The organism is Streptomyces sp. NPDC050439 (genome assembly GCF_040655335.1).
GTDB lineage: Bacteria > Actinomycetota > Actinomycetes > Streptomycetales > Streptomycetaceae > Streptomyces.
In genome coordinates this window covers 1-24,224 of record NZ_JBFAJT010000003.1, presented here as the reverse complement: position 1 = coordinate 24,224, position 24,224 = coordinate 1, and the positions used below count along the sequence as shown (strand labels likewise).

Here is a 24,224-nt window from a genome sequence, read left to right as displayed (position 1 = left end):
CGCGCGTGAGGGGCCGGCGGCCAGAGATTTCTGTAGGGACCCGACAGGGAGTCCGGTACGCCACTGTCGGTCGTCGATTCTCCGTATGGAGCACCGTACCGATAGGTTTTCGAGGTACCAGACCGCTATCGAAAGGGTGATCCGTTGAGCCGCTCGGTTCTCGTCACCGGAGGAAACCGGGGCATCGGCCTCGCCATCGCCCGCGTCTTCGCCGACGCCGGCGACAAGGTCGCGATCACCTACCGCTCGGGTGAACCGCCCCAGGCCCTCACGGAGCTCGGAGTCCTCGCCGTCAAGTGCGACATCACTGACGCCGAGCAGGTGGAGCAGGCCTACAAGGAGATCGAGGAGAAGCACGGTCCGGTGGAGATCCTGGTGGCCAACGCCGGGATCACCAAGGACCAGCTCCTCATGCGGATGTCCGAGGAGGACTTCACGTCCGTCCTCGACACCAACCTCACCGGCACCTTCCGTGTCGTGAAGCGCGCCAACCGCGGCATGCTGCGCGCCAAGAAGGGCCGCGTCGTGCTGATCTCCTCGGTCGTCGGCCTGATGGGCGGCCCGGGGCAGGCGAACTACGCCGCCTCCAAGGCGGGCCTGGTCGGCTTCGCGCGCTCGCTCGCCCGTGAGCTCGGCTCGCGCAACCTCACTTTCAACGTCGTGGCGCCCGGTTTCGTCGACACCGACATGACCAAGGCGCTGAGCGACGAACAGCGGTCGAACATCATGGCGCAGGTGCCGCTCGGCCGTTACGCGCAGCCCGAGGAGATCGCCGCCGCGGTGAAGTTCCTCGCCTCGGACGACGCGTCGTACATCACTGGAGCCGTCATCCCCGTTGACGGCGGATTGGGCATGGGTCACTGATCACCATGAGCGGAATTCTCGACGGCAAGAAGATTTTGATCACCGGCGTGCTGATGGAATCCTCCATCGCGTTCCACGCGGCCAAGGTCGCTCAGGAGCAGGGCGCCGAGATCATCCTCACCGCCTTCCCGCGCCCCACGCTCACCGAGCGCATCGCCAAGAAGCTGCCCAAGCCCGCCAAGGTCATCGAGCTCGACGTGACCAACCAGGAGCACCTCGACCGGCTCGCGGGCCTGGTCAAGGACGAGCTCGGCGGCCTCGACGGCATCGTGCACTCCATCGGCTTCGCGCCGCAGGGCGCCTTCAACTTCCTCGAGGCGACCTTCGAGGACGTCGCGACGGCGATGCACGTCTCGGCGTTCTCCCTGAAGTCGCTCACCATGGCGTGCCGTCCGCTGATGCCGAACGGCGGCTCCGTCGTGGGGCTGACCTTCGACGCGCAGTTCGCCTGGCCGAAGTACGACTGGATGGGCCCGGCCAAGGCCGCCCTGGAGGCCACGAGCCGCTACCTCGCCCGCGACCTGGGCAAGGAGAACATCCGCTGCAACATGATCTCGGCGGGTCCGATCGGCTCCATGGCCGCCAAGTCCATCCCGGGCTTCGCCGACCTCGCCGACGTGTGGAACACCCGTTCCCCGCTGGACTGGGACATGGCCGACCCCGAGCCCGCGGGCCGCGGCATCGTCGCGCTGCTCTCGGACTTCTTCCCGAAGACGACCGGCGAGATCATCCACGTCGACGGCGGCGTGCACATGATGGGTGCCTGACGACCGACCAGGCATCGCGTACGTTCCTGACGCCCCGTCCCCCGCACCGCGCGGGAGGCGGGGCGTCGCCCGTTCGGCCCACTGACCGGGCGAGGTCGGGGCAGGACCGCGCACCCTGAAGTGTGCGCCCGTCCTCTTCTGCGGTGCTCGCCGCTCTCACCCTGCTGATCGCCCTGTCGTACGGCGCCGCCTCGCACGCCGTCGGAGGAGCGAAGCCTCCACGCGCGCGCGTGGAGGCCGCCGAACCGCGGCCCTTCGGCGCGGAGTGCCGCACCAGCGTCGAGGGCTCGGACGTGGTCGTGCACTGCCACAACCCGTACCCCGAGACCGACCGGGTCCGGCTGCACGTGGAGTGCGAGCAATGGTGGGACATCGACAGCGACGGCGCGTTCGTCGAGGCGGGGCCCGCGCAGACCGTGCGGCTCACGGGACGGTGCTGGAAGGAGATCCGGGCCGTCTGGGTCAGCCACGAGAAGTGAGGGCCTGGGGAGAGGGAGTCGGGGACGGGGGGAGTCAGGGACGGGGGAGTCAGGGGCGGGCGGGGTCCTCGAAGAGTTCCCTGCGGCACATGAAGGGGTAGCCCGCGGCCTCCTTGGCCGCCGCCTCCGCGTCGTTCTCACGGATCGCGTCGACGAGCCGGGCGTGGTCCATGTGGCTCTCGGGGGTCAGCTCCTCGCCGATGTCCTCGCGCAGCCAGTCCACCATCACCTCGCCGAGGTCGGCGTACATCGCCGTCATCGCGTCGTTGTGCGACGCGGCCACGACGGCCAGGTGGAACGTCGCGTCGGCCGCCACGAAGGCTTCGGCGTCGCCCGACGCCCAGGCCTCCTCGCGGCGCTGAAGGAGGACGTCGAGCTGCTTGAGGTCGCGCTCCGTGCGGCGCTGCGCGGCCAGCTTCGCCGCGCTCGACTCCAGGGTGCTGCGCAGCTCCGCGATGTGCCGCGGGTCCGTCCCGGCGAACCTGCGCTGCATGACGCCGGCCAGTTCGCTGGTCGCGACCACATAGGTGCCCGAGCCCTGGCGGATGTCGAGCAGGCCGTTGTGCGCGAGCGCGCGGACCGCCTCCCGGACGGTGTTGCGCGCCACGCCCAGCTGCTCGACCAGCTCGGGCTCGGTGGGGATACGGGAACCGACCGGCCACTCGCCCGTGGAGATCTGGTTGCGCAGCTCGGCGATGACCTGCTCGGAGAGCGCCGATCGATGAGGGGTGGTCAGCGGCATGACGTTCCTTCGTGCGCGGGATGACGGACGGGGCCGTGCGGGACGAGGTTACGGGTGAGAGACGCGATCGGATTGGACAGCCAATCATCCCATGATTCTATGATGGCCCCATGGCTAGTGAGGAAACCACGACGATGACACCGACACCGACACCGACGACACGCACCGGCGCGGCCACCGGGGCAGCTGAGAAACAGCCCCCCACGCGCGCGTGGGCGACGCGTCTCGTCATGGTCGGCATCGTCCTGGCCGCCCTCAACCTCCGTCCGGCCATCACCAGCCTCGGCTCCCTCCTCGAAGAGGTGCGTGACGGGCTCGGCATGAGCGGCACGCTCGCCGGGCTGCTCACCTCCGTCCCGCCGCTCTGCTTCGCGGTCTTCGGAGTGATGGCGCCCCGGCTCGCCCGCCGGTTCGGCCCCAGCGCGGTGGTCTGCGCGGGCATGGTCGCCATCGCCACGGGTCTGGCGATACGCCCCTTCCTGGGCGGCACCGTCGGCTTCCTCGCCGCGAGCGCGCTCGCCCTCATGGGCATCGCGGTCAGCAACGTCCTGATGCCGGTGATCGTCAAGCGCTGGTTCCCCGACCGGGTCGGCTCGATGACCGGGCTCTACTCGATGGCGCTCGCCCTCGGCACCTCGATGGCCGCGGCCATCACCGTGCCCATGACCGATGCGCTGGGCGGGAGTTGGCAGAACGGACTCGTGGTATGGGCGGCGCTCGCCGTCGTCGCCGTCGTGCCGTGGGTGCCCCTCGTGCGGGACCGCACCGCCGCGTCGGCCGCTCCGGAGCACGTCAGCTCCGAGGTGCGCCAGGAGGACGCGGGACTGCGCATCACACGCAGCCGTACGGCGTGGGCGCTGGCCTGCTTCTTCGGGCTCCAGGCCACCGCCGCGTACATCACGATGGGCTGGATGCCGCAGATCTTCCGCGACGCCGGGGTCCCGGCGGGGGAGGCCGGCGTGCTCCTCGCCGTCACCATGGCGATGGGCGTCCCGCTGGCCTTCGTCATCCCGCGGGTCGCCACCCGGCTGCCGAACCAGGGCCCCGTGGTGGTCGTGCTCGGCGCCTGCGGTCTCGCCGGATACGCGGGCCTCTACCTCGCCCCCGAGGGCGGCGCCTGGGCGTGGGCCCTGCTGCTCGGCATCTCCAACTGCGCTTTCCCGCTGGCCCTCACCATGGTCGGCATGCGGGCCAAGAGCAGCGTGGGCGTCGCCAAGCTCTCGGCGTTCGCGCAGAGCACCGGCTATCTGATCTCGATTCCGGGGCCGCTCCTGGTGGGCGTGCTCTACCAGCACAGCGGTGGCTGGGGGCTGCCGATCGCGCTCATGGCGGGCCTGATGGTGCCGCAGATCGTGGTGGGCATCCTGGCGGGCCGCAACCGCACGGTCGAGGACGAGGTCGCGGCGGCTGCCTGACTCTGGTGCGCAGACCCCTCGGACCCCCGGCGGTGACCCCTCGGACAAAGGGTGCGAGACTCTCCCCATGCCAGTGCTCGACCCGAACCCCCAGAACGGCCAGAAGAAGCTGCTCCTCGTGCTCGGAGCGATGCTGGCCATCACCGTGATCATCGGCGTCATCGCCTCCATCGCCTCGCCGTGAACTGACCCCGGCGGGGCCGATGGTGGGGTTAGCACCACCATCCCCTAGGGGGTCAGTGTCAGGGTCAAGTGGGTGGATCACCGGATGTGCTGAGGGTCGCCCGATCCGTACCTTCGAAGAGTGCCCGCGAGGACGCGGCACGCAGGACTCGAAGACCACGGAGGCGGCATGTCGGCCCGTTCGCACACTCGGCGCCACCCGGGAGCCCCGAAGGATTCCGCGAGCGTCGAGATCCAGCTTCCGTGGTGGGCCATCGCCCTCCCCGCCATCGCCTTCGCGGCCCTGCTCCTGCTGATACTGAACCCCGCCGACGCACACGCGGCGAGCGGCGAGCCGGTGGTCACGCACGTGCTCGAGCGCATCCAGGAGACGGTCTTCAGCACGACCCCGTGACCTGCCCCGGCCGGACGCCGTCACCCGTCGCGGGGGAGCACATCAACTCCCTGCGCCCGCTGGCGGGTTTCATGCGAAGCTGGGATGCATGAGCGTCGCAGAACCCCGCAGGATTGTCCTTTTCCGGCATGCGAAGGCCGATTGGCCGCAGGTGACCGACCACGAACGGCCCCTCGCGGAGCGCGGCCGCAAGGATGCCCCCGTGGCCGGGCGCAAGCTCGCCGACAGCGGCATCCCTTTCGACCTGGCCCTCTGCTCGACCGCCGCCAGGACCCGCGAGACATGGAAGCTCGCCGTCCATGAGCTGCCGCACAGGCCCAAGACCGTCTACGAGGAGCGGCTGTACGAAGCCTCTCCGGGCGAGCTGATCGCCGTGCTCAACGAAACCCCGGACGACGTGCAGAACGTCGTGCTGATCGGCCACAACCCCGGAGTGCAGGGGCTCGCCGACATCCTCGCGGGCAAGGCCGAGGGCGACGCGCGTACGCGGATGGACCGGCGCGGCTTCCCGACCGCGGCCTTCGCCGTCCTGACGTACTCCGGCTCATGGAAGGCCCTGGAGCCGGGCGTCGGTACCCTCACCGACTACTGGGCGCCCTCCGACTGACCCCAGACGCACATACACCGATGGCCCCCGTACCGCTGCGGTACGGGGGCCATCGGTGTAAGGCGCGAGTGGCCTCGGCGACCTCAGTCGGTGTGCGTGTCCGCCGCCTCGACCTCTTCACGGGTGACACCGAGGAGGTAGAGGACGGTGTCGAGGAAGGGGACGTTCACCGCGGTGTGCGCGGCCTCCCGGACGACGGGCTTGGCGTTGAAGGCGACACCGAGTCCCGCCGCGTTCAGCATGTCGAGGTCGTTGGCGCCGTCGCCGATCGCCACGGTCTGCTCCAGCGGGACCCCGGCCTCGTCGGCGAAGCGGCGAAGGAGCCGCGCCTTGCCCGCACGGTCCACGATCTCGCCGGTCACCTTGCCGGTGAGCTTGCCGTCGACGATCTCCAGGGTGTTGGCCTGGGCGAAGTCGAGGCCGAGACGTTCCTTCAGATCATCGGTCACCTGGGTGAACCCGCCCGAGACGACGCCCACTTGGTAGCCGAGGCGCTTGAGCGTGCGGATGAGGGTGCGGGCGCCGGGGGTGAGGCGGACCTCGGTGCGGACCTTCTCGACGACCGAGGCGTCGAGCCCGGCGAGAAGCTCCACGCGGGCGTGCAGGGACTGCTCGAAGTCCAGTTCGCCGCGCATCGCGGCCTCGGTCACCTCGGCGACCTTGTCCTCGCAGCCCGCGTGCGCCGCGAAGAGCTCGATCACCTCGTCCTGGATGAGGGTCGAGTCCACGTCCATCACGATGAGCCGCTGGGCGCGGCGGTGCAGGCCCGCGGCGACGACGGCCACGTCCACGCCGAGCTTCGCGGCCTCCAGGGCGAGGGCGGTGCGCAGCGGCTCGGTCTCCGTGCCGGAGACGGCGAACTCCACTGCGGTGACGGGGTACTTGGCGAGCCGGAAGATGCGGTCGATGTTGCCGCCGGTCGCGGTGATGCTGGCGGCGATGGAGGCGGTCGACTCGGCGGTCAGCGGGTGACCGAGCACGGTGACATGGGAGCGGCCGAGGCCACGCGGGCGGTTGTCACCGATGCCCGAGATGATCTCGGCCTGCATCTTCAGTGAGTCGGCCCAGCTGTGGACGGTGGACCGCAGGTCGCCCTCCAGGCCGGCCGGCGGCTCGGTCACGAGCGCGCACAGCACTATGCGGCCACGGGTGACGACCTGCTCGATGTCGACGACGTCGACGGAGTAGGCGGCGAGGGTGTCGAAGAGGCCTGCGGTGATTCCGGGACGGTCCTTGCCGAAGATCTTGACGAGGAGCGTGGGGACATCGGCGGGCTGCGGGGGCTGCGAAGCGCTCATGGTGAGGCCCACGGTATCCGGCGCCCCAAGGAGACGTGCCGCCGGTCCGCTTGGCGGACACCTGGTCGGCTGCGCCGAGCGTCGCGTCACCGCCGCTTCACGGCGAATTCTCCCCCGGATCCGACTGCGCGCCGCTGCCCTGCCCTTGCCTTGCCGCAACGCGGCGGATTCCCCCTCCCGCCCACCCGTCCCCCCACGGCTGCCGGTCGCCCCGAGCCCCGACGGCCCGCTGCCCTGCCCCGCTACGCGGAGTCCCCCCCATGGCCGCCGGACGTCCCCAGCCCCGATCGCCACGCGCTCCCCGCAACCCTCGGGTTCTCCCACCCTCGATACGGCACGGTCAACGCCGCGGATTCCCCCTCCCGCCCACCCGCCCCCCCCGGGGCTGCCGGTCGCCCCGAGCCCCGACGGCCCGCTGCCCTGCCTCGCTACGCGGAGTCCGCCCCATGGCCGCCGGACGTCCCCAGCCTCCCCGATCGCCACGCGCTCCCCGCAACCCTCGGGTTCTCCCACCCTCGATGCGGCACGGTCAACGCCGCGGGGTGAACGGGTGGGTGGGAGGGAGAGATCCGCCGCGAAGCGGCGGGACAGGCAGCCCCATCGCCGGCGCGGGGCTTACTACCGCCCCCGGCCACCCCGTGGCCCCGGCGGAGGCGGCGGAGGTGGCGGAGGCGGTGGCCAGTCGCCGTTGCCCGAGGAGCGGGGCCGCGGCTTCGGCTGCGGAGGCGGGGCGACCGGCCCGATGACTGTCGGCGACCCCGACACATCACGTGGCGGCCGGAGGTAGGGATTGGTGTCGGGGTTCGAGGGCCGGTAGGGCGCGCCGGGACTGTACGGCCCGGCAGCCCCAGGCGCTCCAGCCCCAGGAACGCCCGCCCCAGAGGCACCAGCCCCAGCCGCCACCTCAGCCGATGGCGCCACGCCAGGAACCGCACCCCCTGCAAGAGCAAGCGGCGAAACCCTGCCCCCCGCGGCCCCACTCGCCACAGCGAGCAACGCCCCCACCGCCCCCGCACCGGCACCCCATGCCGCACCCAGCAGTAACGCCATCCCCAGCTGCCCGTGCAGCTCGATCCCCGCCCCGAACGCGTCGAAGCCGAGCACCGACAGCGAGGCGTCCGCGGACACCCCCGTCAGCCACACCATCAACGGCAGCGCGAGCGCCGTCAGGACGCCGAGCCGCACCGCGCACTGCCCCGCGAACCGCAGGGCACCCGTCTCACCACGTAAGTAAGGAGTACGGACAGCGGTGAGCACCCCGGCGAACAGGATCATGAGCGCCGCCGCGACCCCGAGGAGCCACACCCTGCTGTCGAGCTCAGCGAGGCGCCCCAGCGTCACCGCCTCGTTCCCCCCGGCGCCCGAGCCCGTCAGCAGGTCGTCCATCGGATCGGGCAGAAGCTTCGCCAGCTCGCCCGTGGCCTCGCCGTCCCACGGCACGAAGAGCCCGACCGGCACCCCGAGCCACACCCCGTTCGGCGCCCCGAGCAGCGCGGCGCCCGCAATCCGCTTGGGGTTGGCGTCGCCGATCATCGCGTACAGCGCCGCCGCGAGCCCGGCGAGCACCGCCACGAGCGCCACCGTGACCAGCGCGGACGCGGCGGGCCGCACCACGCGGTGCAGGGCGTCCCAGCCGCGCGGCAGCGGCGTACGACGTGAGGCGAGCAGCGCGATCACCAGGACGCCGATCACCCACACCGCGCCCCCGAGCAGCGTCGGACCCGTGTCCACGGTGAAGCCGACGGCCGCCTTCGCCTGTGCGAGGTCGCCGAGCCGGTCGGGCAGCAGGCCGCCGATGTCACCGAGCCCGTCGGGAAGTTTGTCCGTGATGTCATCGGGGAGCTGGTCGACGCCCTCCTCGATGCCCTTGTCGATCCCCAGCTGCTCGCCGTCGATCGTGATGATGTCGTGACCCGCCCACGCGAGCCCTCCGAGCATCGCGAGAAAGAGGACGATCACCGCACCCGCGCGCGCGGTCAGTTCGGCCGGGGTGATCACAACTCCCGCCCCGCGCAAGGAACGTAGGAAAAAATACGCAAGGAGGACCGCTCCGGCGAGCCCGACGCCCAGTGGCGCGACATCGATCGCGGTGGTCGCCTCGGCGCCGTCGAGCCCGAACGCCGACACATCACCGGACGGGGTGACCGAGCCACCCGCGCCGAGCGCGACCACGGCAGCCGTCATCGGCCCCAGGGACCCCACCGAGTCCGCGCCGAGGAGATGCAGACCGAGCGCCGCCGTACCGGCCATCCCGACAAGAGCCCAGCTCACGGCGGCAATCGCGGAGACGATCACATCGCCCCACCGCACGCCCCGGCCTTCGGCCCGCTTTCCTCCGGTCTCCATCTGGACCCCCCGACTCACACCGCGCCGCCCGATTCGTACGAGATGTGCGCAATGCTCATGATCCGTATGCACTCATGGGCGGTTACTACTCTCCGGGGCGGTTTCTGCCCCGTCAACGGGGCGGTCACGGAGGCCCGTACGCAGTCTTCACAAGGCCCGACTTTCGGTCAGAGGCCTCCGCCTGAAATAGTTCCTCCCGATGTTCGACATCCCTAGACTCCCCATGACGGGGGCTAGCTCGGGGGACAACTCAGTGGGGCTGGAGTGCCGGAACTCGTACTGGAATTGAATGGAAGGACCTGGACGCTCGATCCGTCCAGGTCGTACACCCTCGGACGTGATCCGCAGGGGGATCTCGCGCTTGACGACGCCAGGGTGTCCTGGCGTCACGCCACGATCAGCTGGAGCGGCCGCAGTTGGGTCATCGAGGACCACGGCAGCACCAATGGCACCTTTGTGCAGGGCCAGCGGATCCACCAGATGGAAATCGGCCCCGGCTCGGCCGTGAACCTCGGCAACGCGACCGACGGTCCGCGGCTGAATGTGTCCGGCAGCGCCTCGGGCGCCGCCGCCGTGTCCGCACCGCAGCAGGCCGCCCAGCAGGCACCGGCCCATCAGGCGCCGCAACACCAGGCACCGCAGCACCACGCGCAGCAGCAGGGCGGCCCCGGCTGGGCCGCCAAGTCGCCTGAGCCGCAGGCGCCGCAGTACCAGGCGCAGCAGCAGATGCCCCAGCAGCAGGGCTGGCCGCAGCCGCAGCAGGCCGCTCAGCACCAGCAGCCTCAGCAGCCGCAGGTCCCGCAGCAGCAGGGTCCCGGTGCGGGTTCCGGCGGTGTCGCGGGGGCCCCGCCGGTCTACGGGGACCGCAGCCCGACGACGTTCCACCAGCTCTCGCTCGGCCGCAAGATGCGCATCGGCCGCGCCCTGGAGAACGAGCTGGTCGTCTCCGACCTCCAGGTCTCGCGGCACCACGCCGAGTTCACGGCCACTCCGGACGGCCGCTTCGAGATCCATGATCTCGGCTCGCACAACGGCACGTACATCAACGGTCAGCCGGTCGCGAAGTCGGGCACGGCCCTCATCGGACCGAACGACATCGTCAGCGTCGGCCACTCGACGTTCCGGCTCGTCGGCGACCGGCTCGAGGAGTTCGTCGACACCGGTGAGATCTCCTTCTCCGCCCGCCACCTGACGGTGACGGTCGACGGCGGCAAGGACATCCTCAAGGACGTCTCCTTCGGTGTCCCGGAGAAGTCGCTCATCGCGGTCATCGGCCCCTCGGGCTCCGGAAAGTCCACCCTGCTCAAGGCGCTCACCGGTTACCGGCCCGCCAACAAGGGTGACGTCCTCTACGACAACCGGAACCTCTACAAGCAGTTCGCCGAGCTGCGCCAGCGCATCGGTCTGGTCCCGCAGGACGACATCCTGCACAAGGAACTGACCGTCAAGAAGGCCCTCAAGTACGCCGCCAAGCTGCGCTTCCCCTCGGACACCAGCGAGCAGGAGCGCGAGCAGCGGATCGACGAGGTCCTGCGCGAGCTCAAGCTGGACATCCACAAGGAGAAGAAGGTCACCTCCCTCTCCGGCGGCCAGCGCAAGCGCGTCTCGGTGGCCCTGGAGCTCCTCACCAAGCCGTCGCTGATCTTCCTGGACGAGCCCACATCCGGCCTCGACCCGGGCATGGACCGCGACGTCATGCAGCTCCTGCGCGGCCTCGCCGACGACGGCCGCACGGTCCTGGTCGTCACGCACTCGGTCGCCGAGCTGGCGATCTGCGACAAGCTCCTGGTGATGGCGCCGGGCGGTTCGGTCGCCTACTTCGGTCCGCCGGAGGAAGCGCTCAACTTCTTCGGCTACTCGACGTGGGCGGACGTCTTCTCGGCGTTCGAGAACTACCGCGACTACGACTGGGCGGGCCGCTGGAAGGGCTCGCAGCACTACCAGATGTACGCCGCCGACATCGACGCCGTGGCCGCGCAGTCCGTCCACATGCCGCCGCCGCAGGCGATCAGGCCGCCCAAGCCGCAGGGCTGGGGCTCGCAGCTGTGGACCCTGATCCGCCGCTACAGCTCGGTGATCGCCTCGGACAAGGGCTTCCTGGGCCTGATGGTGATCCTGCCCGCGGTGCTCGGCATCGTCAGCGTCGTCATCCCGGCCGAATTCGGGCTCGGCCCGCCCAAGCCGCCGGTGAAGTTCAACGGCGACGCCGGAACGATCATGCTGATCCTCGCGGTCGGCATGTGCTTCTCGGGCGCGGCCAACTCCGTACGAGAGCTGATCAAGGAACGGGTCATCTACGAACGGGAGCGGGCCACCGGCCTCTCCCGCTCGGCGTACCTGATGTCCAAGGTCATCGTCCTCGGCGTGATCACGGCCTTCCAGGGCGTCATCATCTGCGGCATCGGCTTCGCGACGCGAGACATGCCGGCAGAGGGCCTGATCTTCCCTCCGGCCGTCGAGATCTGCCTGGTCATCATCGCCCTGGGCTTCACCTCGATGATGTTCGGCCTGGTCATCTCCTCGCTGGTGAAGACCGCCGAGAAGACCATGCCGCTCCTGGTGATGTTCGCGATCGTCCAGGTCGTCTTCACCGGCGTGCTCTTCCAGGTCTACGGCTCGCCGGGCCTCGAACAGTTCGCCTGGCTGATGCCGTCGCGCTGGGCCATCGCCGGCGCGGGCGCCACGCTGGACCTCGCGCACCTCATGCCGCCGTGGGACCCGAAGAAGCCGGGCGACCTCGACCCGCTGTGGGAGCACTCGGCGGGCCAGTGGGGCATGAACATCACGATCCTGCTCCTGATCGGCATCGCCTGCGGCTTCGCGGTCGCACGGCTGCTGCGCCGTCACGAGCCGGAGGTCATGCGCAAGTAGCGGGCCCGCTGCGACGACGAGAAGGGCGGCACCCCCCTGGGGGGTGCCGCCCTTCGGCGTCCGCAGAGCCTCGGTGAAGAGGTCCGTTGATCAGGAGATCAGGCTCAGTAGGCGCTGTTCACGTTGTCCATCGACCCGTAGCGGTCGGCGGCGTAGTTGGCCGCGGCCGTGATGTTGGCGACCGGGTCGTAGATGTTCGTGGACGTGCCCTCGACGTGGTACGCGTTGAACGTGGGCTGGATGACCTGGAGCAGGCCGACCGACGGGGTGCCGTTGATGGCGTTGATGTCCCAGCCGTTCTTGGCGTTCGGGTCGCCCGCGGACTCACGGATGATGTTGCGGTGCAGGCCCTCGTAGGAGCCGGGGATGCCCTTGGACTTCATGATGTCCAGGGACTGGCGGATCCAGCCGTCGAGGTTGTTCGCGTAGACCGGCTTGCGCGCGGCGGCACGGCTCGCGGCTTCCTTGGCCTTGCGCTCGTCCTCGGCCTTCTTCTTGGCCGCGGCCTGCTCGGCGGCGCGCTTCTTCGCGGCGGCGTCGGCCTCGGCCTTCGCCTTCGCGGCGGCTGTGTCCTTGGCGGCCTTGGCCTGCTTGTTGACGGCGGTGTGCTGCTTGATGACACCGGCCTCGACCGCCTGCTGGGCGTCGACGTTCTGCTTGAAGGCCACCGGGGCGGCCTCGACGCTCTGGGTTCCGGCATCGGCGCTGCCCGGCACGAGGGAGAACGCGAGGGCGGCGGCGCCGAGCGTGGCGACACCGGCGATGGCGAACTTCTGGGTCTTGGTCGGCGCGGGGCGACTATGACCAGGGGTGCTGAGCTTGGACATGGCTGATGGACCTCTTCGAATCGCGGAGGTCGCTCTGGTCGGCGGGGACATGTACTTCTCCGACACAAACGCCGCGGTGGAAGACCGCGGCGCCGAACGACGGATGCAATTCTTAGCGGTCGCAAAATTCTGTGGCAAAGCAGTGACGTACGAAGCCGGATAGTGGATCAGGGGGCGCGGTGTACGTATTTATGGCATTGCAACCCATGCGCATAAAGGACTTTCCCGTCCACTAGGGACCTTCGTACGTGATGCGCGTCCTATGCGCGGGCTCACATCAGCCACGTAACAACCTCACCGGCAGTTGCCGTCGCAACTCTCTGCGTGAGCAAACTCCTCCGGAAGTAGGAGATGTACGTCGCCGAACTCGTGCCACAGGTAGAGACGGCGTACGGCCTCCGTATAACCCCGGTCCACGGCGGCCCGGCCGGCGATTGCCTCCAGCATCAGCAGATGCGAGGCCTGCGGCTCGTGCAGCCCCGTGAGCAGCCCGTCCACCACGCGCACGCCCCGCTCGGGCGTCACCACGAGCTCCGTACGGCCCGCTGCCGCCCGGACCGCCCCGTCGGGGCCCGCGGCCGACTCCACGGCGCGCACGGCCGTCGTGCCGACCGCGATGACGCGCCCGCCGCCCGCTGCGGCAGCGTTGATCAGGCGCGCCGACGCCTCGGGCACCTCGAAGAGCTCGGGATACGGCGGCTCGTGCGCCTCGGGGGACGCCACCCCCGTATGCAGCGTGACCGGGGCGAACTGCACACCCTTGCTCACCAGGCGTGCCACCAGGTCCGCGGTGAAGGGGCGGGCCGCGCTCGGCATCTCCGCACTGCCCGCCCCGTCGGCCGACGGCAGCGCGAACACCGTCTGATGTACGGAGAGCGGCTGGTCCCTCTCCGTATAGGAGTAACGGATGGGGCGCCCGTGCCGCCGCAGCAGTGACGGCACGTCGGCCGGCACCCGGGCCCACCACAACCGCCCGCTCCCCGGGGCCAGCGGTTCCTCGACGACCAGACGTACGCCACCGGGGAGCCGCACGACTGAATGCGCGGGCCCGCCCGCCCGCGCGCGCGTGGTGCCCCCGCCGTCCGGGTCCCGCAACTCGACGGCCCACCGTCCGTCGTCGCCCCGCGTCGAGAAATGCACCACCACGCGCGCGTGCCCGACGGTCCCGTCGACCGCGGCGGGCAGCGTCTGTGAGGTGTTCACGATCAGCAGGTCCCCGGCCCGCAGCAGCGCGGGCAGGTCGGTGAACGCGTGATGCGAGACCTCCGTCCCGCGCGACAGGAGCAGCCGCACCGCGTCCCTGCCGAGCCCCGGACCACGTTGCTCGGCGGGGACGCGCGCCGACAGCTCGTCGGGCACCCGCACGGCCAGCGTCATCGGGCGTCCAGCAAGGAAGGGGCGGCGTACCGCCCGCTCGCCGGTCGCTCGTCGAGCAGTCTCAGGAAGGCGGGCACCACCGTCTCGGGCGACGGCCGTCCCGAGGCGTCATCGTCCGGGACGGCCGCCTGGTAGAGGTCGGTCCGCATGTCACCGGGATCGACCGCCCACACCCTGATCCCCGGCTCCTCCACGGCCAGGACCGCCGACAGCTGGTCGAGAGCGGCCTTGGACGCCCCGTACCCGCCCCACGTCTCGTACGCCTCCACGGCCGCGTCGGAGCTGACACCGACCACCGCCCCCGCCCCGGAGGCGCGCAACAGGGGCAGCGCCTCGCGGACCAGCCCCAGCGCCGCCACCACATTGGTCTCCAGAGCCAGCCGCAGCCCGTCGGGCGTGAGCTCGTCGAGCCGTACGAGGGGCTCCGCGCCCAGCGCGCTCGCGTTGCTCACCAGCAGATCGAGACCGCCGAGCCCGTGCGCCGCGGCCACCAGATCAGCCCGGTGCCCGGCGTCCGTGACATCCCCGGCGACGGCCTCCACGCGCGCGCCGCGCCCCGCCAGATCGTGGGCGGTCTCATCGAGCACGGCTGCCGTTCTCGCGTCGAGCACCAAGCCCCAGCCCCGCTCGGCGAGCGCCGCCGCCAGGGCGCGCCCCAGGCCCTTCGAAGCCCCCGTGATGATCGCTACCGGCATGACATCCGTCCCCTCGGGTCACCCTGCGGCCGCTTCTCCGGCGGCTGACCCCACGGTAGGAACGGCACCGCTCCCGGCGCCTCGTGCGTCGGCCGCAACCACTCAGGGCCCTTGGGCTTACGCCGACAGCCCTAGGCGACGGCCACCACTGGTCCGATACGCACTGTCACACCCCGCCGGTACGGTGAGGCCATGAGTCAAGGTCCCCGGTCCGGCCTGAACGCGGTGAGCTCCGCGCTTCTCGCCATGAGCAGGCAGCTGGAGGTGCGCGACGTCCTGAAGACGATCGTCGCCTCGGCCCGCGAACTGCTCGACGCGGAGTATGCGGCGCTCGGCGTTCCGGACGACCACGGAGGATTCGCCCAGTTCGTCGTCGACGGCGTCAGCGACGAGCAGTGGCGCGCCATCGGCCCGCTGCCCCGCCAGCACGGCATCCTCGCCGCGATGCTGCACAAGGCCGAGCCCGAGCGCCTCGCCGACGTGCGCAAGGACCCGCGCTTCGAGGGCTGGCCGTCCGCCCACCCGGACATGTCCGACTTCCTCGGCCTGCCGATCCGGTACGGGGACGAGACGCTCGGCGCCCTATTCCTCGCGAACAAGAACTGCCCCAAGCCGGACGGCGGTTGCGGGTTCACCGCCGACGACGAAGAGCTCCTTTCGATCCTCGCCCAGCACGCCGCGATCGCCCTCACCAACGCCCGTCTCTACGAGCGCAGTCGCGAGCTGACCATCGCCGAGGAGCGCTCGCGCCTGGCGCACGAACTGCACGACGCCGTCAGCCAGAAGCTCTTCTCGCTGCGCCTGACCGCCCAGGCCGCGGCCGCCCTGGTGGACCGCGACCCCTCGCGCGCCAAGGGCGAACTCCAGCAGGTGGCCGCGCTCGCGGCCGAGGCGGCGGACGAACTGCGCGCCGCCGTCGTGGAGTTGCGCCCCGCCGCCCTGGACGAGGACGGCCTGGTGGCCACGCTGCGCACGCACACGCAGGTCCTGGACCGCGCGCACTCCGCCGCCGTCACCTTCGAGAGCTGCGCGGTCCGCGCCCTGCCGGCGGCCCAGGAGGAAGCGATGCTGCGCGTCGCCCAGGAGGCGCTGCACAATGCCTTGCGCCACTCCGGCGCGGAGCGCGTCTGCGTGACACTGGTGCGGCGTGGCGCCGGAGCCGTGCTGCGCGTCACGGACGACGGCAGCGGCTTCGACCCGCGCGTGATCCGGCGCGCGGGACGGCACTTGGGCCTGGTCTCGATGCGGGACAGGGCCGGCGGGGTCGGCGGACGGCTGACGGTGGAATCGGAGCCCGGCAAGGGCACGACGATCGAGATGGAGGTTCCCGGTGGCTGACGCCGTGTTCAGGACGAAGACGGGGATCCGGGTGCTGCTGGTCGACGACCACCAGGTGGTCCGCCGCGGTCTGCGCACGTTCCTCGAGGTGCAGGACGACATCGAGGTCGTGGGTGAGGCGTCGGACGGCGCCGAAGGGATCGAGCAGGCCGAGAAGTTGAAGCCGGACGTCGTCCTCATGGACGTCAAGATGCCGGGCATGGACGGGGTCGAGGCACTGCGCAAGCTCCGCGAACTGGCCAACCCCGCGCGCGTGCTCATCGTCACCAGCTTCACCGAGCAACGCACGGTCGTCCCGGCCCTGCGCGCGGGCGCCGCCGGGTATGTCTACAAGGACGTCGACCCGGACGCCCTGGCGGGCGCCATCCGCTCCGTGCACGCGGGGCATGTGCTGCTGCAGCCCGAGGTGGCGGGCGCGCTGCTGTCCCAGGAGGCCAACACCGGGCAGGGGAGGGGCGGTTCGCTCACGGAGCGGGAGCGCGAGGTCCTCGGGCTCATCGCCGACGGCCGCTCGAACCGCGAGATCGCGCGCGCCCTCGTCCTCTCCGAGAAGACCGTCAAGACCCACGTCTCGAACATCCTGATGAAACTGGACCTCGCCGACCGCACCCAGGCCGCCCTGTGGGCCGTCCGACACGGTGTGACCGGCTGATTAACGTTTCTGCGTACTCCGTCGACCGGCGCGGCGGATGGATGCGTTCCGGTCTGAGATTCATACCGTCGTGTCAATGTCCCCCGATTGGCGCAACCTGCGCGCCGCCCGGCCGTTCTTCAGGGCGTGCTGCGGCGGCTGGCCGCGGCGATCGCTAGGAGGGTCCAGAAGTGAAGAACCTGAAGAAGGCCGCTGCTGTCACGATGGTGGCGGGTGGCCTCGTCGTCGCCGGTGCCGGTCTCGCCTCCGCCACGGACGGCGCGCACGCGGGCGGCAAGGCCGTGAAGTCGCCGGGCGTCGGCTCGGGCAACCTCGTCCAGGCGCCGGTGCACATCCCCGTGAACGCCGTGGGCAACACCGTGTCGGTCATCGGCGCCCTCAACCCGGCCTTCGCGAACAACGGCCTCAACGCCTGACGCACGCCCCGGGCGCAGCAGTGACTACCGGCCTCCCGGGTAATTCCCGGGGGGCCGGTCTGCCGTGCCCCTCAAGGGGCGCGGGGAACTGCGCGACAAGCCACGACGGTGCCGCGGCCGACAGTCTCTCCGGAACAGACGGCCCCCGGAGCTGCGGCCACCCCGGGCAGCGGGGCTCAGCCCCGCTGCCGCTCCTCCACAAATGCGTTGTACGCGGCCACCTGCGCCCGCCGGGCCGTCCGTTCGACCGGACGCAGCGCCTCGCCCCGCGCGGCCATCTCCGAGGCGCTCACGGCCCCGCCGTGGCCGTTCTCGTACGCCACCGAGATCAGCAGGCCGACCCGCTGGGCCAGCTCCAACACCCGTACGGCGCGCGGCGGATATCCGGGGGCCAGGGCCTCGCGCCCGCGCTCGGCCCGCGCCCGGTAGGCGTCCACCGCGGCCTCGGCGACCGGTCCCGAGCCCGCGACGTCAAGGCGCGAGAGCACCTCCGTCGCATCCCGCAGCGCCTCGGCGAGCTCGCGCTCCGCCTCGCCCAGCGAGGGCACATCGGCGGGCGGCGCCTCCCGAACGGGCAGACAGTGCCAGAGAACCTCCACGTGTACGTCGCCCTCGGGCCCCGCCTCGGTCACCTCGGGCACCAGGCCGTACGCCGCCCCGAAGGCGACGACGGCCTCCTGCGCGTCCAGGGCGCGGGCGTTGAACGCGGGCGGACCGCTCAGGCCGAGCGGATGGCCGGGCGCGGGCAGCGCGACCCGCAGCCCGGTCACCCCGAGCGTGCGCAATCGTCCGACGGCGAGCGTGAGACCGACCGGCCCCGACTCGCCGGGAAGTCCTTCGACCCGGTGCACGGCGTCGTCACCGACCATCGCGTGCACCGCGTCATCCGGTGAGACAAGTCCGGCAAGTAGGGCATTTCCCCATGCCGCCAGGCGTCCTGAGCGTGGTTCCGAAAGCATGCGTACAGCCTAAGGACCGGGCTAAGGGCTGGAGCGCTCGACCGGTGGCGTAGGTTTTCTCCCAGGGGACTGCGTTTCACAGACGCAAGCGACAGCCGAGACTGCAATGGGAGACAACGCGCTCATGAGCGATGTACTGGAGCTGGAGGACGTATCCGTGGTCCGCGAGGGCCGGGCTCTGGTGGACCAGGTCTCCTGGTCGGTCAAGGAGGGTGAGCGCTGGGTCATCCTCGGACCGAACGGCGCGGGAAAGACCACCCTCCTGAACGTCGCGTCCAGCTACCTCTACCCGAGCACCGGAACCGCCACCATCCTCGGCGAGACCCTGGGCAAGCCCGGCACGGACGTCTTCGAGCTCCGCCCGCGCATCGGCGTGGCCGGCATCGCGATGGCCGAGAAGCTGCCCAAGAACCAGACCGTGCTCCAGACGGTGCTCACCGCCGCGTACGGCATGACCGCCGGCTGGCACGAGGACTACGAGGACGTCGACGAGCAGCGCGCCCGCGCCTTCCTCGACCGCCTCGGCATGACCGACTACCTGGACCGCAAGTTCGGCACCCTCTCCGAGGGCGAGCGCAAGCGCACACTGATCGCGCGCGCCCTGATGACCGACCCCGAGCTGCTCCTCCTGGACGAGCCCGCCGCGGGCCTCGACCTCGGCGGCCGCGAGGACCTCGTACGGCGCCTCGGCCGCCTGGCCCGCGACCCGATCGCCCCCTCGATGATCATGGTCACGCACCACGTCGAGGAGATCGCCCCCGGCTTCACCCACGTGCTCATGATCCGCCAGGGCAAGATCATGGCCGCGGGCCCGCTGGAGCTCGAACTGACCTCCCGCAACCTCTCCCTGTGCTTCGGACTGCCCCTGGTGGTCGAGGAGCGCGGCGAGCGCTGGAGCGCACAGGGTCTCCCGCTCAGCTGAGACGGCGCGAACGGCCGGGCCCGCTCCGGCCGGTAGATCACGTGCCCTGTGCGAGAAGGTCCCGCGGTCCTACCATGACCACGTGGACATCGACGCATGGGTGTGGTGGCTGATCGGCGCCGCCGCGCTCGGAATCCCGCTCGTACTGACCGCGATGCCGGAGTTCGGCATGCTCTCCGTGGGCGCCGTCGCGGGCGCAGTGACCGCGGGCCTCGGCGGCGGCACCGTGCTCCAAGTCGTCGTGTTCGCCGCGGTGTCGGTCGCGCTCATCGCGGTCGTACGCCCGGTGGCGGCGCGGCACCGCTCCCAACGGCCCGAACTGGCCACCGGAATCGAGGCGTTGAAGGGCAGGACGGCCGTCGTCCTGGAACGCGTCGACGCCTCCGGCGGCCGCATCAAGCTCGCCGGCGAGGTCTGGTCGGCCCGCGCGCTCGACACCGCCCAGAGCTACGAGGCGGGACGCGAGGTGGATGTCGTCGAGATCGACGGAGCGACGGCCGTCGTCATGTGAATCCACCACGGGGGGTGCGACGGTCTGTCAGACTCGACCAGCAAGATCTTCGCCGACCCGCGTTCTGACTCTGCGGATCTTTTGGGAACACCGAGGCAAGAGGGGTACGGGGAACAACGATGCAGCCAATCATCATCGTCCTGATCATTCTGGTGGTGCTGGTCTTCATCGCCCTGATCAAGACGATCCAGGTCATCCCGCAGGCCAGCGCCGCCATCGTCGAGCGCTTCGGCCGCTACACACGGACGCTGAACGCGGGCCTGAACATCGTCGTCCCGTTCATCGACTCGATCCGCAACCGCATCGACCTCCGTGAACAGGTCGTCCCCTTCCCGCCCCAGCCGGTGATCACCCAGGACAACCTCGTGGTGAACATCGACACCGTCATCTACTACCAGGTGACCGACGCCCGCGCCGCGACGTACGAGGTCGCCAGCTACATCCAGGCGATCGAGCAGCTCACCGTCACCACGCTGCGCAACATCATCGGTGGCATGGACCTGGAGCGGACCCTGACCTCCCGCGAGGAGATCAACGCGGCACTGCGCGGCGTCCTCGACGAGGCCACCGGCAAGTGGGGCATCCGCGTCAACCGCGTCGAGCTCAAGGCGATCGAGCCGCCGACCTCCATCCAGGACTCGATGGAGAAGCAGATGCGCGCCGACCGCGACAAGCGCGCCGCGATCCTCCAGGCCGAAGGTGTACGGCAGTCGGAGATCCTGCGCGCCGAGGGCGAGAAGCAGTCCGCGATCCTGCGCGCCGAGGGTGAGGCCAAGGCCGCGGCCCTGCGCGCCGAGGGCGAGGCCCAGGCGATCCGTACGGTCTTCGAGTCCATCCACGCCGGAGACCCGGACCAGAAGCTCCTCTCGTACCAGTACCTCCAGATGCTCCCGAAGATCGCCGAGGGCGACGCGAACAAGCTCTGGATCGTCCCCAGCGAAATCGGCGACGCCCTCAAGGGCCTCGGCGGCGCACTCGGCAACTTCGGCCCCCTGGGCGGCGGCTCCGGCAGCTCGGGCGCCTCCGGCAGCGTCCCCGCCCCCGCCACCGAGCGCCGCGAACAGCCGCGGATCGACTGAGGCCTCGACAGGGGGGCGCGGCGCGCGGAGCTAGGCCGCGGGCTGAGCCAGCCACTCGGGCAGCGAAGCCAGTTCGTCCCGGCCGAGCGCGAGCAGCATCGCGTCGGCCGGAGTCGGCTCGAAGGGCTGCCGCAACAGCGGCATCCCGGCCTCCTCAGGCGTCCGGGCCGCCTTGCGGTGATTGTCCATGGCACACGAGGCGACCGTGTTCAGCCAGGAGTCCGCACCACCCTGCGCCCGCGGCACCACGTGGTCCACGGTCGTCGCCCGCTTCCCGCAGTACGCGCACCGGTGCTGGTCCCGCACGAGAACACCCCGCCGCGACCACGGAGCCCGTCTTCGGAAAGGCACCCGCACATACCTGCAGAGCCTGATCACCCGAGGCACCGGTATCTCCACCGCGGCCGCACGCACACGCAGTCCGGGGTGGGCATGCTCGACGACGGCCTTGTCGCTGAGGACCAGCACGACGGCACGGTTCAGCGTCACCGTCGACAGCGGCTCGAAGCTCGCGTTCAGCACCAGCGTGTCCCGCATTTCGCCCACCTCCCGTATGCACACCGACCCACCCCTGGCGGGCTGGGATCAACTCTGGCCGGGCACGCCGAGATGGACAACGCAATAAAAAATGCCCGCCCCTGATCACTTTCATGACCAGGGGCGGGCAAACGTTCAGTGAACGCTCAGCTACCCGCGGGAGCCGCGTACTCGGCGAGCACCTGCGCACGCCCGACCGTGTGGAACCGGAGGTTGAACCCGACGACGGCAGGCGAAGCGTCGGAGTCCGGACCGAGCTTCTCCTGGTCCACCGCGTACACGGTGAACACATAACGGTGCGCCGGGTCGCCGGGAGGCGGCGCGGCGCCCCCGAACTCCTTCGTCCCGTAGTCGTTGCGCACCTGCACCGCGCCCTCGGGCAGTCCCTCGAACTTGCCGCTGCCCGCACCCGTGGGCAGTTCGGTCACCGACACCGGGATGTCGATGACCGACCAGTGCCAGAACCCGCTGCCCGTGGGCGCGTCAGGGTCGAAGCACGTCACGGCGAAACTCTTGGTCTCCGGCGGGAAGCCCTCCCACCGCAGGTGCGGCGAAGTGTTCCCGGCCGCCTGGACCTGAGCGTCCTTAAGGACCGCACCCGGTTCGAAGTCCTCGCTCACGACCGTGAAGGACGGCACGGGCGGATGGAAGTCATGCGGAAGCGGCGGCCTCTTGAGCTCGGTCACGTCAGCACCTCCTGGTTGGTTCCTGATCGGCGGTAGCTCTACAGCTCTTCCGTCCCGAGCCTAGAACCAGTTGCGCTTGCTGCCGACCTGGGACAGCCACTCGTTGAGGTACGCCGCCCAGTCCGTGCCCTGGAAGTCGTTCAGATCGACCTTGAACGAGCGGAATGAGTCGCTGCCCTCACTGAAGAGGCCCGGCTTCTTGTCCATCTCCAGGATGACGTCCATCTCGCGGTCGTCGGCCACGAAGCTCAACTCGACCTGGTTGAGCCCGCGGTACTGCTGCGGCGGGAAGAACTCGATCTCCTGGTAGAACGGCAGCTTCTGCCGCGTGCCACGGATGTGCCCGCGCTCCATGTCGGCGCTCTTGAAGCGGAAGCCCAGCTGGATGAACGCGTCCAGGATGGCCTGCTGCGCCGGCAGCGGGTGCACGTTGACCGGGTCCAGGTCGCCGGAGTCCACGGCACGCGCGATCTCGAGCTCGGTGGTCACACCGATGTTCATGCCGCGCAGCTGCTGCCCGTCGATCGAGGTGACCGGCGTCTCCCAGGGGATCTCCAGGCCGAACGGCACCGCGTGCACCTGCCCCGCCTGGAGCGTGAACGCCCCACCGAGACGCAGCTTGGTGAACTCGATGTCCTGCTTCGTCTCCTGGTCCTGACCCTCGACCTCGACCCGCGCCTGCAGACCGACGGACAGACCCTCGATCTCCTGGTCCACGGACCCGCCCTGGATCCGCACCTCACCCTGCACGACACCACCGGGCACGACGTTGACCTCGGTCAGCACCGTCTCCACCGACGCACCGCCGGCACCCAGGCTCGCAAGCAGCTTCTTGAACCCCATGACTCTCCTCCCCAGGCCCCGCCTGTGGTTCGACTCGACTTGAATCCTTGATCCATACAAACGCGGTGAACCCACGTCCGGTTCCGCGTCCTCGCCGAACAGACCGTCTCCAGTACGCTCGGACGCCATGATCGAGGCCCCTGACCGTACGCCCCTCACCCATGACTTCTTCGCACGCCCTGTCCTCGACGTGGCCCCTGATCTGCTGGGTCGTGTCCTCGTACGCAGCTCACCGGACGGTCCGATCGAGCTGCGCCTGACAGAGGTGGAGGCCTACGCGGGCGAGGCCGACCCGGGGTCACACGCCTATCGCGGCCCCACCGCCCGCAACAGCGTGATGTTCGGTCCGCCCGGATACGCGTACGTCTACTTCACCTACGGCATGTGGCACTGCCTCAACGTGGTGTGCGGCCCGGAGGGCCAGGCGAGCGGAGTCCTGCTCCGGGCGGGGGAGATCACGGCGGGAGCCGAGACAGCCCGCAAGCGTCGACTCTCGGCCCGCAACGACAGGGAACTGGCCAAAGGCCCGGCACGCCTGGCCACCGCCCTTGACGTGGACCGCAGCCTGAACGGCTCCGACCTCTGCGCAGGCGGGGACGCGCCCCTCACTCTCCTCGCGGGCACCCCTGTCGACCCCGACCAGGTCAGCAACGGCCCGCGTACGGGAGTCGGCGGCGAAGGAGCCGTCCACCCGTGGCGCTTCTGGACGGCCAACGACCCGACGGTGAGCCCTTATCGGGCCCATGCGCCCCGACGGCGCCGAACTTGACGCGGCCCTGGGCGGACCGTAATGTAGCCCGAGCCGCTTGACCCGGTTACGGCAATCTGCCAGCAGCCGAGAGCGGCCAACCACTACCTACGACTTCCCCTCAGCGGGGGCGCATTTCGCATGCTCGCATGCCGGAATTCGAACTCGCGGAACTCGATTATGAGTTGCAGAGGGAATCCGCTAACGTAGTGAACACGCCGAAAGGCAAAGGCCCCCAATGGCCACCGGAAATGAAATCCGAACCGGGAACGGAACGGAAAACGGATCTGGTAGAGTTGGAAACGCAAGACAGCGAAACACAGCAAGACAAAATGAAACACCGAAGGGAAGCGCCCGGAGGAAAGCCCGAGAGGGTGAGTACAAAGGAAGCGTCCGTTCCTTGAGAACTCAACAGCGTGCCAAAAGTCAACGCCAGATATGTTGATACCCCGTCTTCGGCCGTTTGGCCGGGACGAGGTTCCTTTGAAGAAAACATCAGCGAGGACGCTGTGAACCGGAAGATTATTCCTCTTCCTGGTTCCGCTCAACGCGGATGTGCACCGGATTACCGGTAAACATTCACGGAGAGTTTGATCCTGGCTCAGGACGAACGCTGGCGGCGTGCTTAACACATGCAAGTCGAACGATGAAGCCCTTCGGGGTGGATT

26 protein-coding genes and 1 rRNA gene are annotated in these 24,224 nt (G+C 70.0%); 17 read left to right on the top strand and 10 right to left on the bottom strand.

Going from position 1 to position 24,224, the window contains the following annotated elements; all coding sequences use genetic code 11:
• The first annotated feature begins 144 nt into the window (after nucleotides 1–144).
• The 3 genes from fabG to AB0I66_RS13160 all read left to right on the top strand — a co-directional run bounded on the left by fabG (nucleotide 145) and on the right by AB0I66_RS13160 (nucleotide 2,110).
• The gene (fabG, locus tag AB0I66_RS13170) at nucleotides 145–864 is read left to right on the top strand and encodes a 3-oxoacyl-[acyl-carrier-protein] reductase (protein WP_363207923.1); all 720 of its coding nucleotides are present in this window, start codon (nucleotides 145–147) and stop codon (nucleotides 862–864) included.
• Between the two features lie 5 nt (nucleotides 865–869).
• Entirely contained in the window at nucleotides 870–1,631 is a 762-nt protein-coding gene (gene fabI, locus AB0I66_RS13165) for an enoyl-ACP reductase FabI (RefSeq protein ID WP_363207922.1), read from the top strand.
• Between the two features lie 143 nt (nucleotides 1,632–1,774).
• Complete coding sequence (locus AB0I66_RS13160; protein ID WP_363207921.1) at nucleotides 1,775–2,110, top strand: hypothetical protein; 336 nt, start codon at nucleotides 1,775–1,777, stop codon at nucleotides 2,108–2,110.
• Nucleotides 2,111–2,159: 49 nt separating this feature from the next.
• Here AB0I66_RS13160 and AB0I66_RS13155 read toward each other — a convergent pair whose 3' ends face one another.
• Nucleotides 2,160–2,852 carry a FadR/GntR family transcriptional regulator gene (locus tag AB0I66_RS13155; RefSeq protein WP_363207920.1) on the bottom strand — a complete coding sequence of 231 codons (693 nt, stop codon included), beginning with the start codon at nucleotides 2,850–2,852 and terminating at the stop codon, nucleotides 2,160–2,162.
• Nucleotides 2,853–2,962: 110 nt separating this feature from the next.
• Here AB0I66_RS13155 and AB0I66_RS13150 point away from each other — a divergent pair, with 110 nt between their 5' ends.
• The 4 genes from AB0I66_RS13150 to AB0I66_RS13135 all read left to right on the top strand — a co-directional run bounded on the left by AB0I66_RS13150 (nucleotide 2,963) and on the right by AB0I66_RS13135 (nucleotide 5,451).
• Complete coding sequence (locus tag AB0I66_RS13150; RefSeq protein ID WP_363207919.1) at nucleotides 2,963–4,267, top strand: CynX/NimT family MFS transporter; 1,305 nt, start codon at nucleotides 2,963–2,965, stop codon at nucleotides 4,265–4,267.
• Between the two features lie 67 nt (nucleotides 4,268–4,334).
• Nucleotides 4,335–4,451: an SGM_5486 family transporter-associated protein gene (locus AB0I66_RS13145; RefSeq protein WP_358853437.1), complete on the top strand. Its 117-nt coding sequence runs from the start codon at nucleotides 4,335–4,337 to the stop codon at nucleotides 4,449–4,451.
• Nucleotides 4,452–4,619: 168 nt separating this feature from the next.
• A complete protein-coding gene (locus AB0I66_RS13140) occupies nucleotides 4,620–4,844 on the top strand; it encodes a hypothetical protein (RefSeq protein ID WP_363207918.1) in 225 nt (74 codons plus the stop codon).
• 88 nt (nucleotides 4,845–4,932) lie between these two features.
• Nucleotides 4,933–5,451 carry a histidine phosphatase family protein gene (locus AB0I66_RS13135; RefSeq protein ID WP_363207917.1) on the top strand — a complete coding sequence of 173 codons (519 nt, stop codon included), beginning with the start codon at nucleotides 4,933–4,935 and terminating at the stop codon, nucleotides 5,449–5,451.
• An 83-nt stretch (nucleotides 5,452–5,534) separates the two neighbouring features.
• Here the strand turns inward: AB0I66_RS13135 and serB are convergent, their stop codons facing one another.
• Both serB and AB0I66_RS13125 read right to left on the bottom strand, forming a co-directional pair.
• Nucleotides 5,535–6,749, bottom strand: coding sequence for a phosphoserine phosphatase SerB (serB, locus tag AB0I66_RS13130; protein ID WP_363207916.1), 1,215 nt, complete (start codon nucleotides 6,747–6,749; stop codon nucleotides 5,535–5,537).
• A gap of 618 nt (nucleotides 6,750–7,367) precedes the next feature.
• Nucleotides 7,368–9,095, bottom strand: a complete 1,728-nt coding sequence (locus AB0I66_RS13125) for a streptophobe family protein (RefSeq protein ID WP_363207915.1) — start codon at nucleotides 9,093–9,095, stop codon at nucleotides 7,368–7,370.
• Between the two features lie 264 nt (nucleotides 9,096–9,359).
• On the opposite strand from AB0I66_RS13125, the gene AB0I66_RS13120 reads away from it, so the two are divergent.
• On the top strand, nucleotides 9,360–11,966 hold the full coding sequence (locus tag AB0I66_RS13120; RefSeq protein WP_363207914.1) for an FHA domain-containing protein: 2,607 nt from the start codon (nucleotides 9,360–9,362) through the stop codon (nucleotides 11,964–11,966).
• Between the two features lie 104 nt (nucleotides 11,967–12,070).
• Here the strand turns inward: AB0I66_RS13120 and AB0I66_RS13115 are convergent, their stop codons facing one another.
• The 3 genes from AB0I66_RS13115 to AB0I66_RS13105 form a co-directional block, all read right to left on the bottom strand.
• Entirely contained in the window at nucleotides 12,071–12,793 is a 723-nt protein-coding gene (locus AB0I66_RS13115) for a transglycosylase SLT domain-containing protein (RefSeq protein WP_363207913.1), read from the bottom strand.
• 294 nt (nucleotides 12,794–13,087) lie between these two features.
• Nucleotides 13,088–14,170, bottom strand: a complete 1,083-nt coding sequence (locus AB0I66_RS13110) for an S-adenosylmethionine:tRNA ribosyltransferase-isomerase (protein ID WP_363207912.1) — start codon at nucleotides 14,168–14,170, stop codon at nucleotides 13,088–13,090.
• Nucleotides 14,167–14,865, bottom strand: a complete 699-nt coding sequence (locus AB0I66_RS13105; protein WP_363207911.1) for an SDR family oxidoreductase — start codon at nucleotides 14,863–14,865, stop codon at nucleotides 14,167–14,169. Before AB0I66_RS13105 ends, AB0I66_RS13110 begins: the two co-directional genes overlap by 4 nt.
• 192 nt (nucleotides 14,866–15,057) lie before the next feature.
• On the opposite strand from AB0I66_RS13105, the gene AB0I66_RS13100 reads away from it, so the two are divergent.
• The 3 genes from AB0I66_RS13100 (at nucleotide 15,058) to AB0I66_RS13090 (ending at nucleotide 17,271) form a co-directional block, all read left to right on the top strand.
• Nucleotides 15,058–16,203, top strand: a complete 1,146-nt coding sequence (locus tag AB0I66_RS13100) for a GAF domain-containing sensor histidine kinase (protein WP_363207910.1) — start codon at nucleotides 15,058–15,060, stop codon at nucleotides 16,201–16,203.
• Nucleotides 16,196–16,855 carry a response regulator transcription factor gene (locus AB0I66_RS13095; RefSeq protein WP_363207909.1) on the top strand — a complete coding sequence of 220 codons (660 nt, stop codon included), beginning with the start codon at nucleotides 16,196–16,198 and terminating at the stop codon, nucleotides 16,853–16,855. Before AB0I66_RS13100 ends, AB0I66_RS13095 begins: the two co-directional genes overlap by 8 nt.
• A gap of 170 nt (nucleotides 16,856–17,025) precedes the next feature.
• Nucleotides 17,026–17,271 (top strand): chaplin, encoded by a 246-nt coding sequence (locus tag AB0I66_RS13090; protein WP_363207908.1) that lies wholly within the window; start codon nucleotides 17,026–17,028, stop codon nucleotides 17,269–17,271.
• A 176-nt stretch (nucleotides 17,272–17,447) separates the two neighbouring features.
• Here AB0I66_RS13090 and AB0I66_RS13085 read toward each other — a convergent pair whose 3' ends face one another.
• Nucleotides 17,448–18,230 (bottom strand): hypothetical protein, encoded by a 783-nt coding sequence (locus AB0I66_RS13085; RefSeq protein WP_363207907.1) that lies wholly within the window; start codon nucleotides 18,228–18,230, stop codon nucleotides 17,448–17,450.
• 124 nt (nucleotides 18,231–18,354) lie between these two features.
• On the opposite strand from AB0I66_RS13085, the gene AB0I66_RS13080 reads away from it, so the two are divergent.
• The 3 genes from AB0I66_RS13080 to AB0I66_RS13070 all read left to right on the top strand — a co-directional run bounded on the left by AB0I66_RS13080 (nucleotide 18,355) and on the right by AB0I66_RS13070 (nucleotide 20,742).
• Nucleotides 18,355–19,152 (top strand): ABC transporter ATP-binding protein, encoded by a 798-nt coding sequence (locus AB0I66_RS13080; protein WP_363207906.1) that lies wholly within the window; start codon nucleotides 18,355–18,357, stop codon nucleotides 19,150–19,152.
• Between the two features lie 82 nt (nucleotides 19,153–19,234).
• Entirely contained in the window at nucleotides 19,235–19,663 is a 429-nt protein-coding gene (locus AB0I66_RS13075; RefSeq protein ID WP_363207905.1) for an NfeD family protein, read from the top strand.
• A gap of 119 nt (nucleotides 19,664–19,782) precedes the next feature.
• Complete coding sequence (locus AB0I66_RS13070; protein WP_363207904.1) at nucleotides 19,783–20,742, top strand: SPFH domain-containing protein; 960 nt, start codon at nucleotides 19,783–19,785, stop codon at nucleotides 20,740–20,742.
• Nucleotides 20,743–20,772: 30 nt separating this feature from the next.
• Here the strand turns inward: AB0I66_RS13070 and AB0I66_RS13065 are convergent, their stop codons facing one another.
• The 3 genes from AB0I66_RS13065 to AB0I66_RS13055 all read right to left on the bottom strand — a co-directional run bounded on the left by AB0I66_RS13065 (nucleotide 20,773) and on the right by AB0I66_RS13055 (nucleotide 22,808).
• Nucleotides 20,773–21,279 (bottom strand): HNH endonuclease, encoded by a 507-nt coding sequence (locus AB0I66_RS13065; RefSeq protein ID WP_363207903.1) that lies wholly within the window; start codon nucleotides 21,277–21,279, stop codon nucleotides 20,773–20,775.
• A 146-nt stretch (nucleotides 21,280–21,425) separates the two neighbouring features.
• Nucleotides 21,426–21,965, bottom strand: coding sequence for a YbhB/YbcL family Raf kinase inhibitor-like protein (locus AB0I66_RS13060; protein ID WP_363207902.1), 540 nt, complete (start codon nucleotides 21,963–21,965; stop codon nucleotides 21,426–21,428).
• 60 nt (nucleotides 21,966–22,025) lie between these two features.
• Nucleotides 22,026–22,808: a sporulation protein gene (locus AB0I66_RS13055; RefSeq protein ID WP_363207901.1), complete on the bottom strand. Its 783-nt coding sequence runs from the start codon at nucleotides 22,806–22,808 to the stop codon at nucleotides 22,026–22,028.
• Nucleotides 22,809–22,935: 127 nt separating this feature from the next.
• On the opposite strand from AB0I66_RS13055, the gene AB0I66_RS13050 reads away from it, so the two are divergent.
• From AB0I66_RS13050 to AB0I66_RS13040, 3 genes are all read left to right on the top strand, one after another.
• On the top strand, nucleotides 22,936–23,577 hold the full coding sequence (locus AB0I66_RS13050; RefSeq protein WP_363207900.1) for a DNA-3-methyladenine glycosylase: 642 nt from the start codon (nucleotides 22,936–22,938) through the stop codon (nucleotides 23,575–23,577).
• A 128-nt stretch (nucleotides 23,578–23,705) separates the two neighbouring features.
• A complete protein-coding gene (locus tag AB0I66_RS13045) occupies nucleotides 23,706–23,960 on the top strand; it encodes a hypothetical protein (RefSeq protein ID WP_363207899.1) in 255 nt (84 codons plus the stop codon).
• Nucleotides 23,961–24,134: 174 nt separating this feature from the next.
• Nucleotides 24,135–24,224: ribosomal RNA gene (locus AB0I66_RS13040) — 16S ribosomal RNA — on the top strand; the annotation flags it as partial.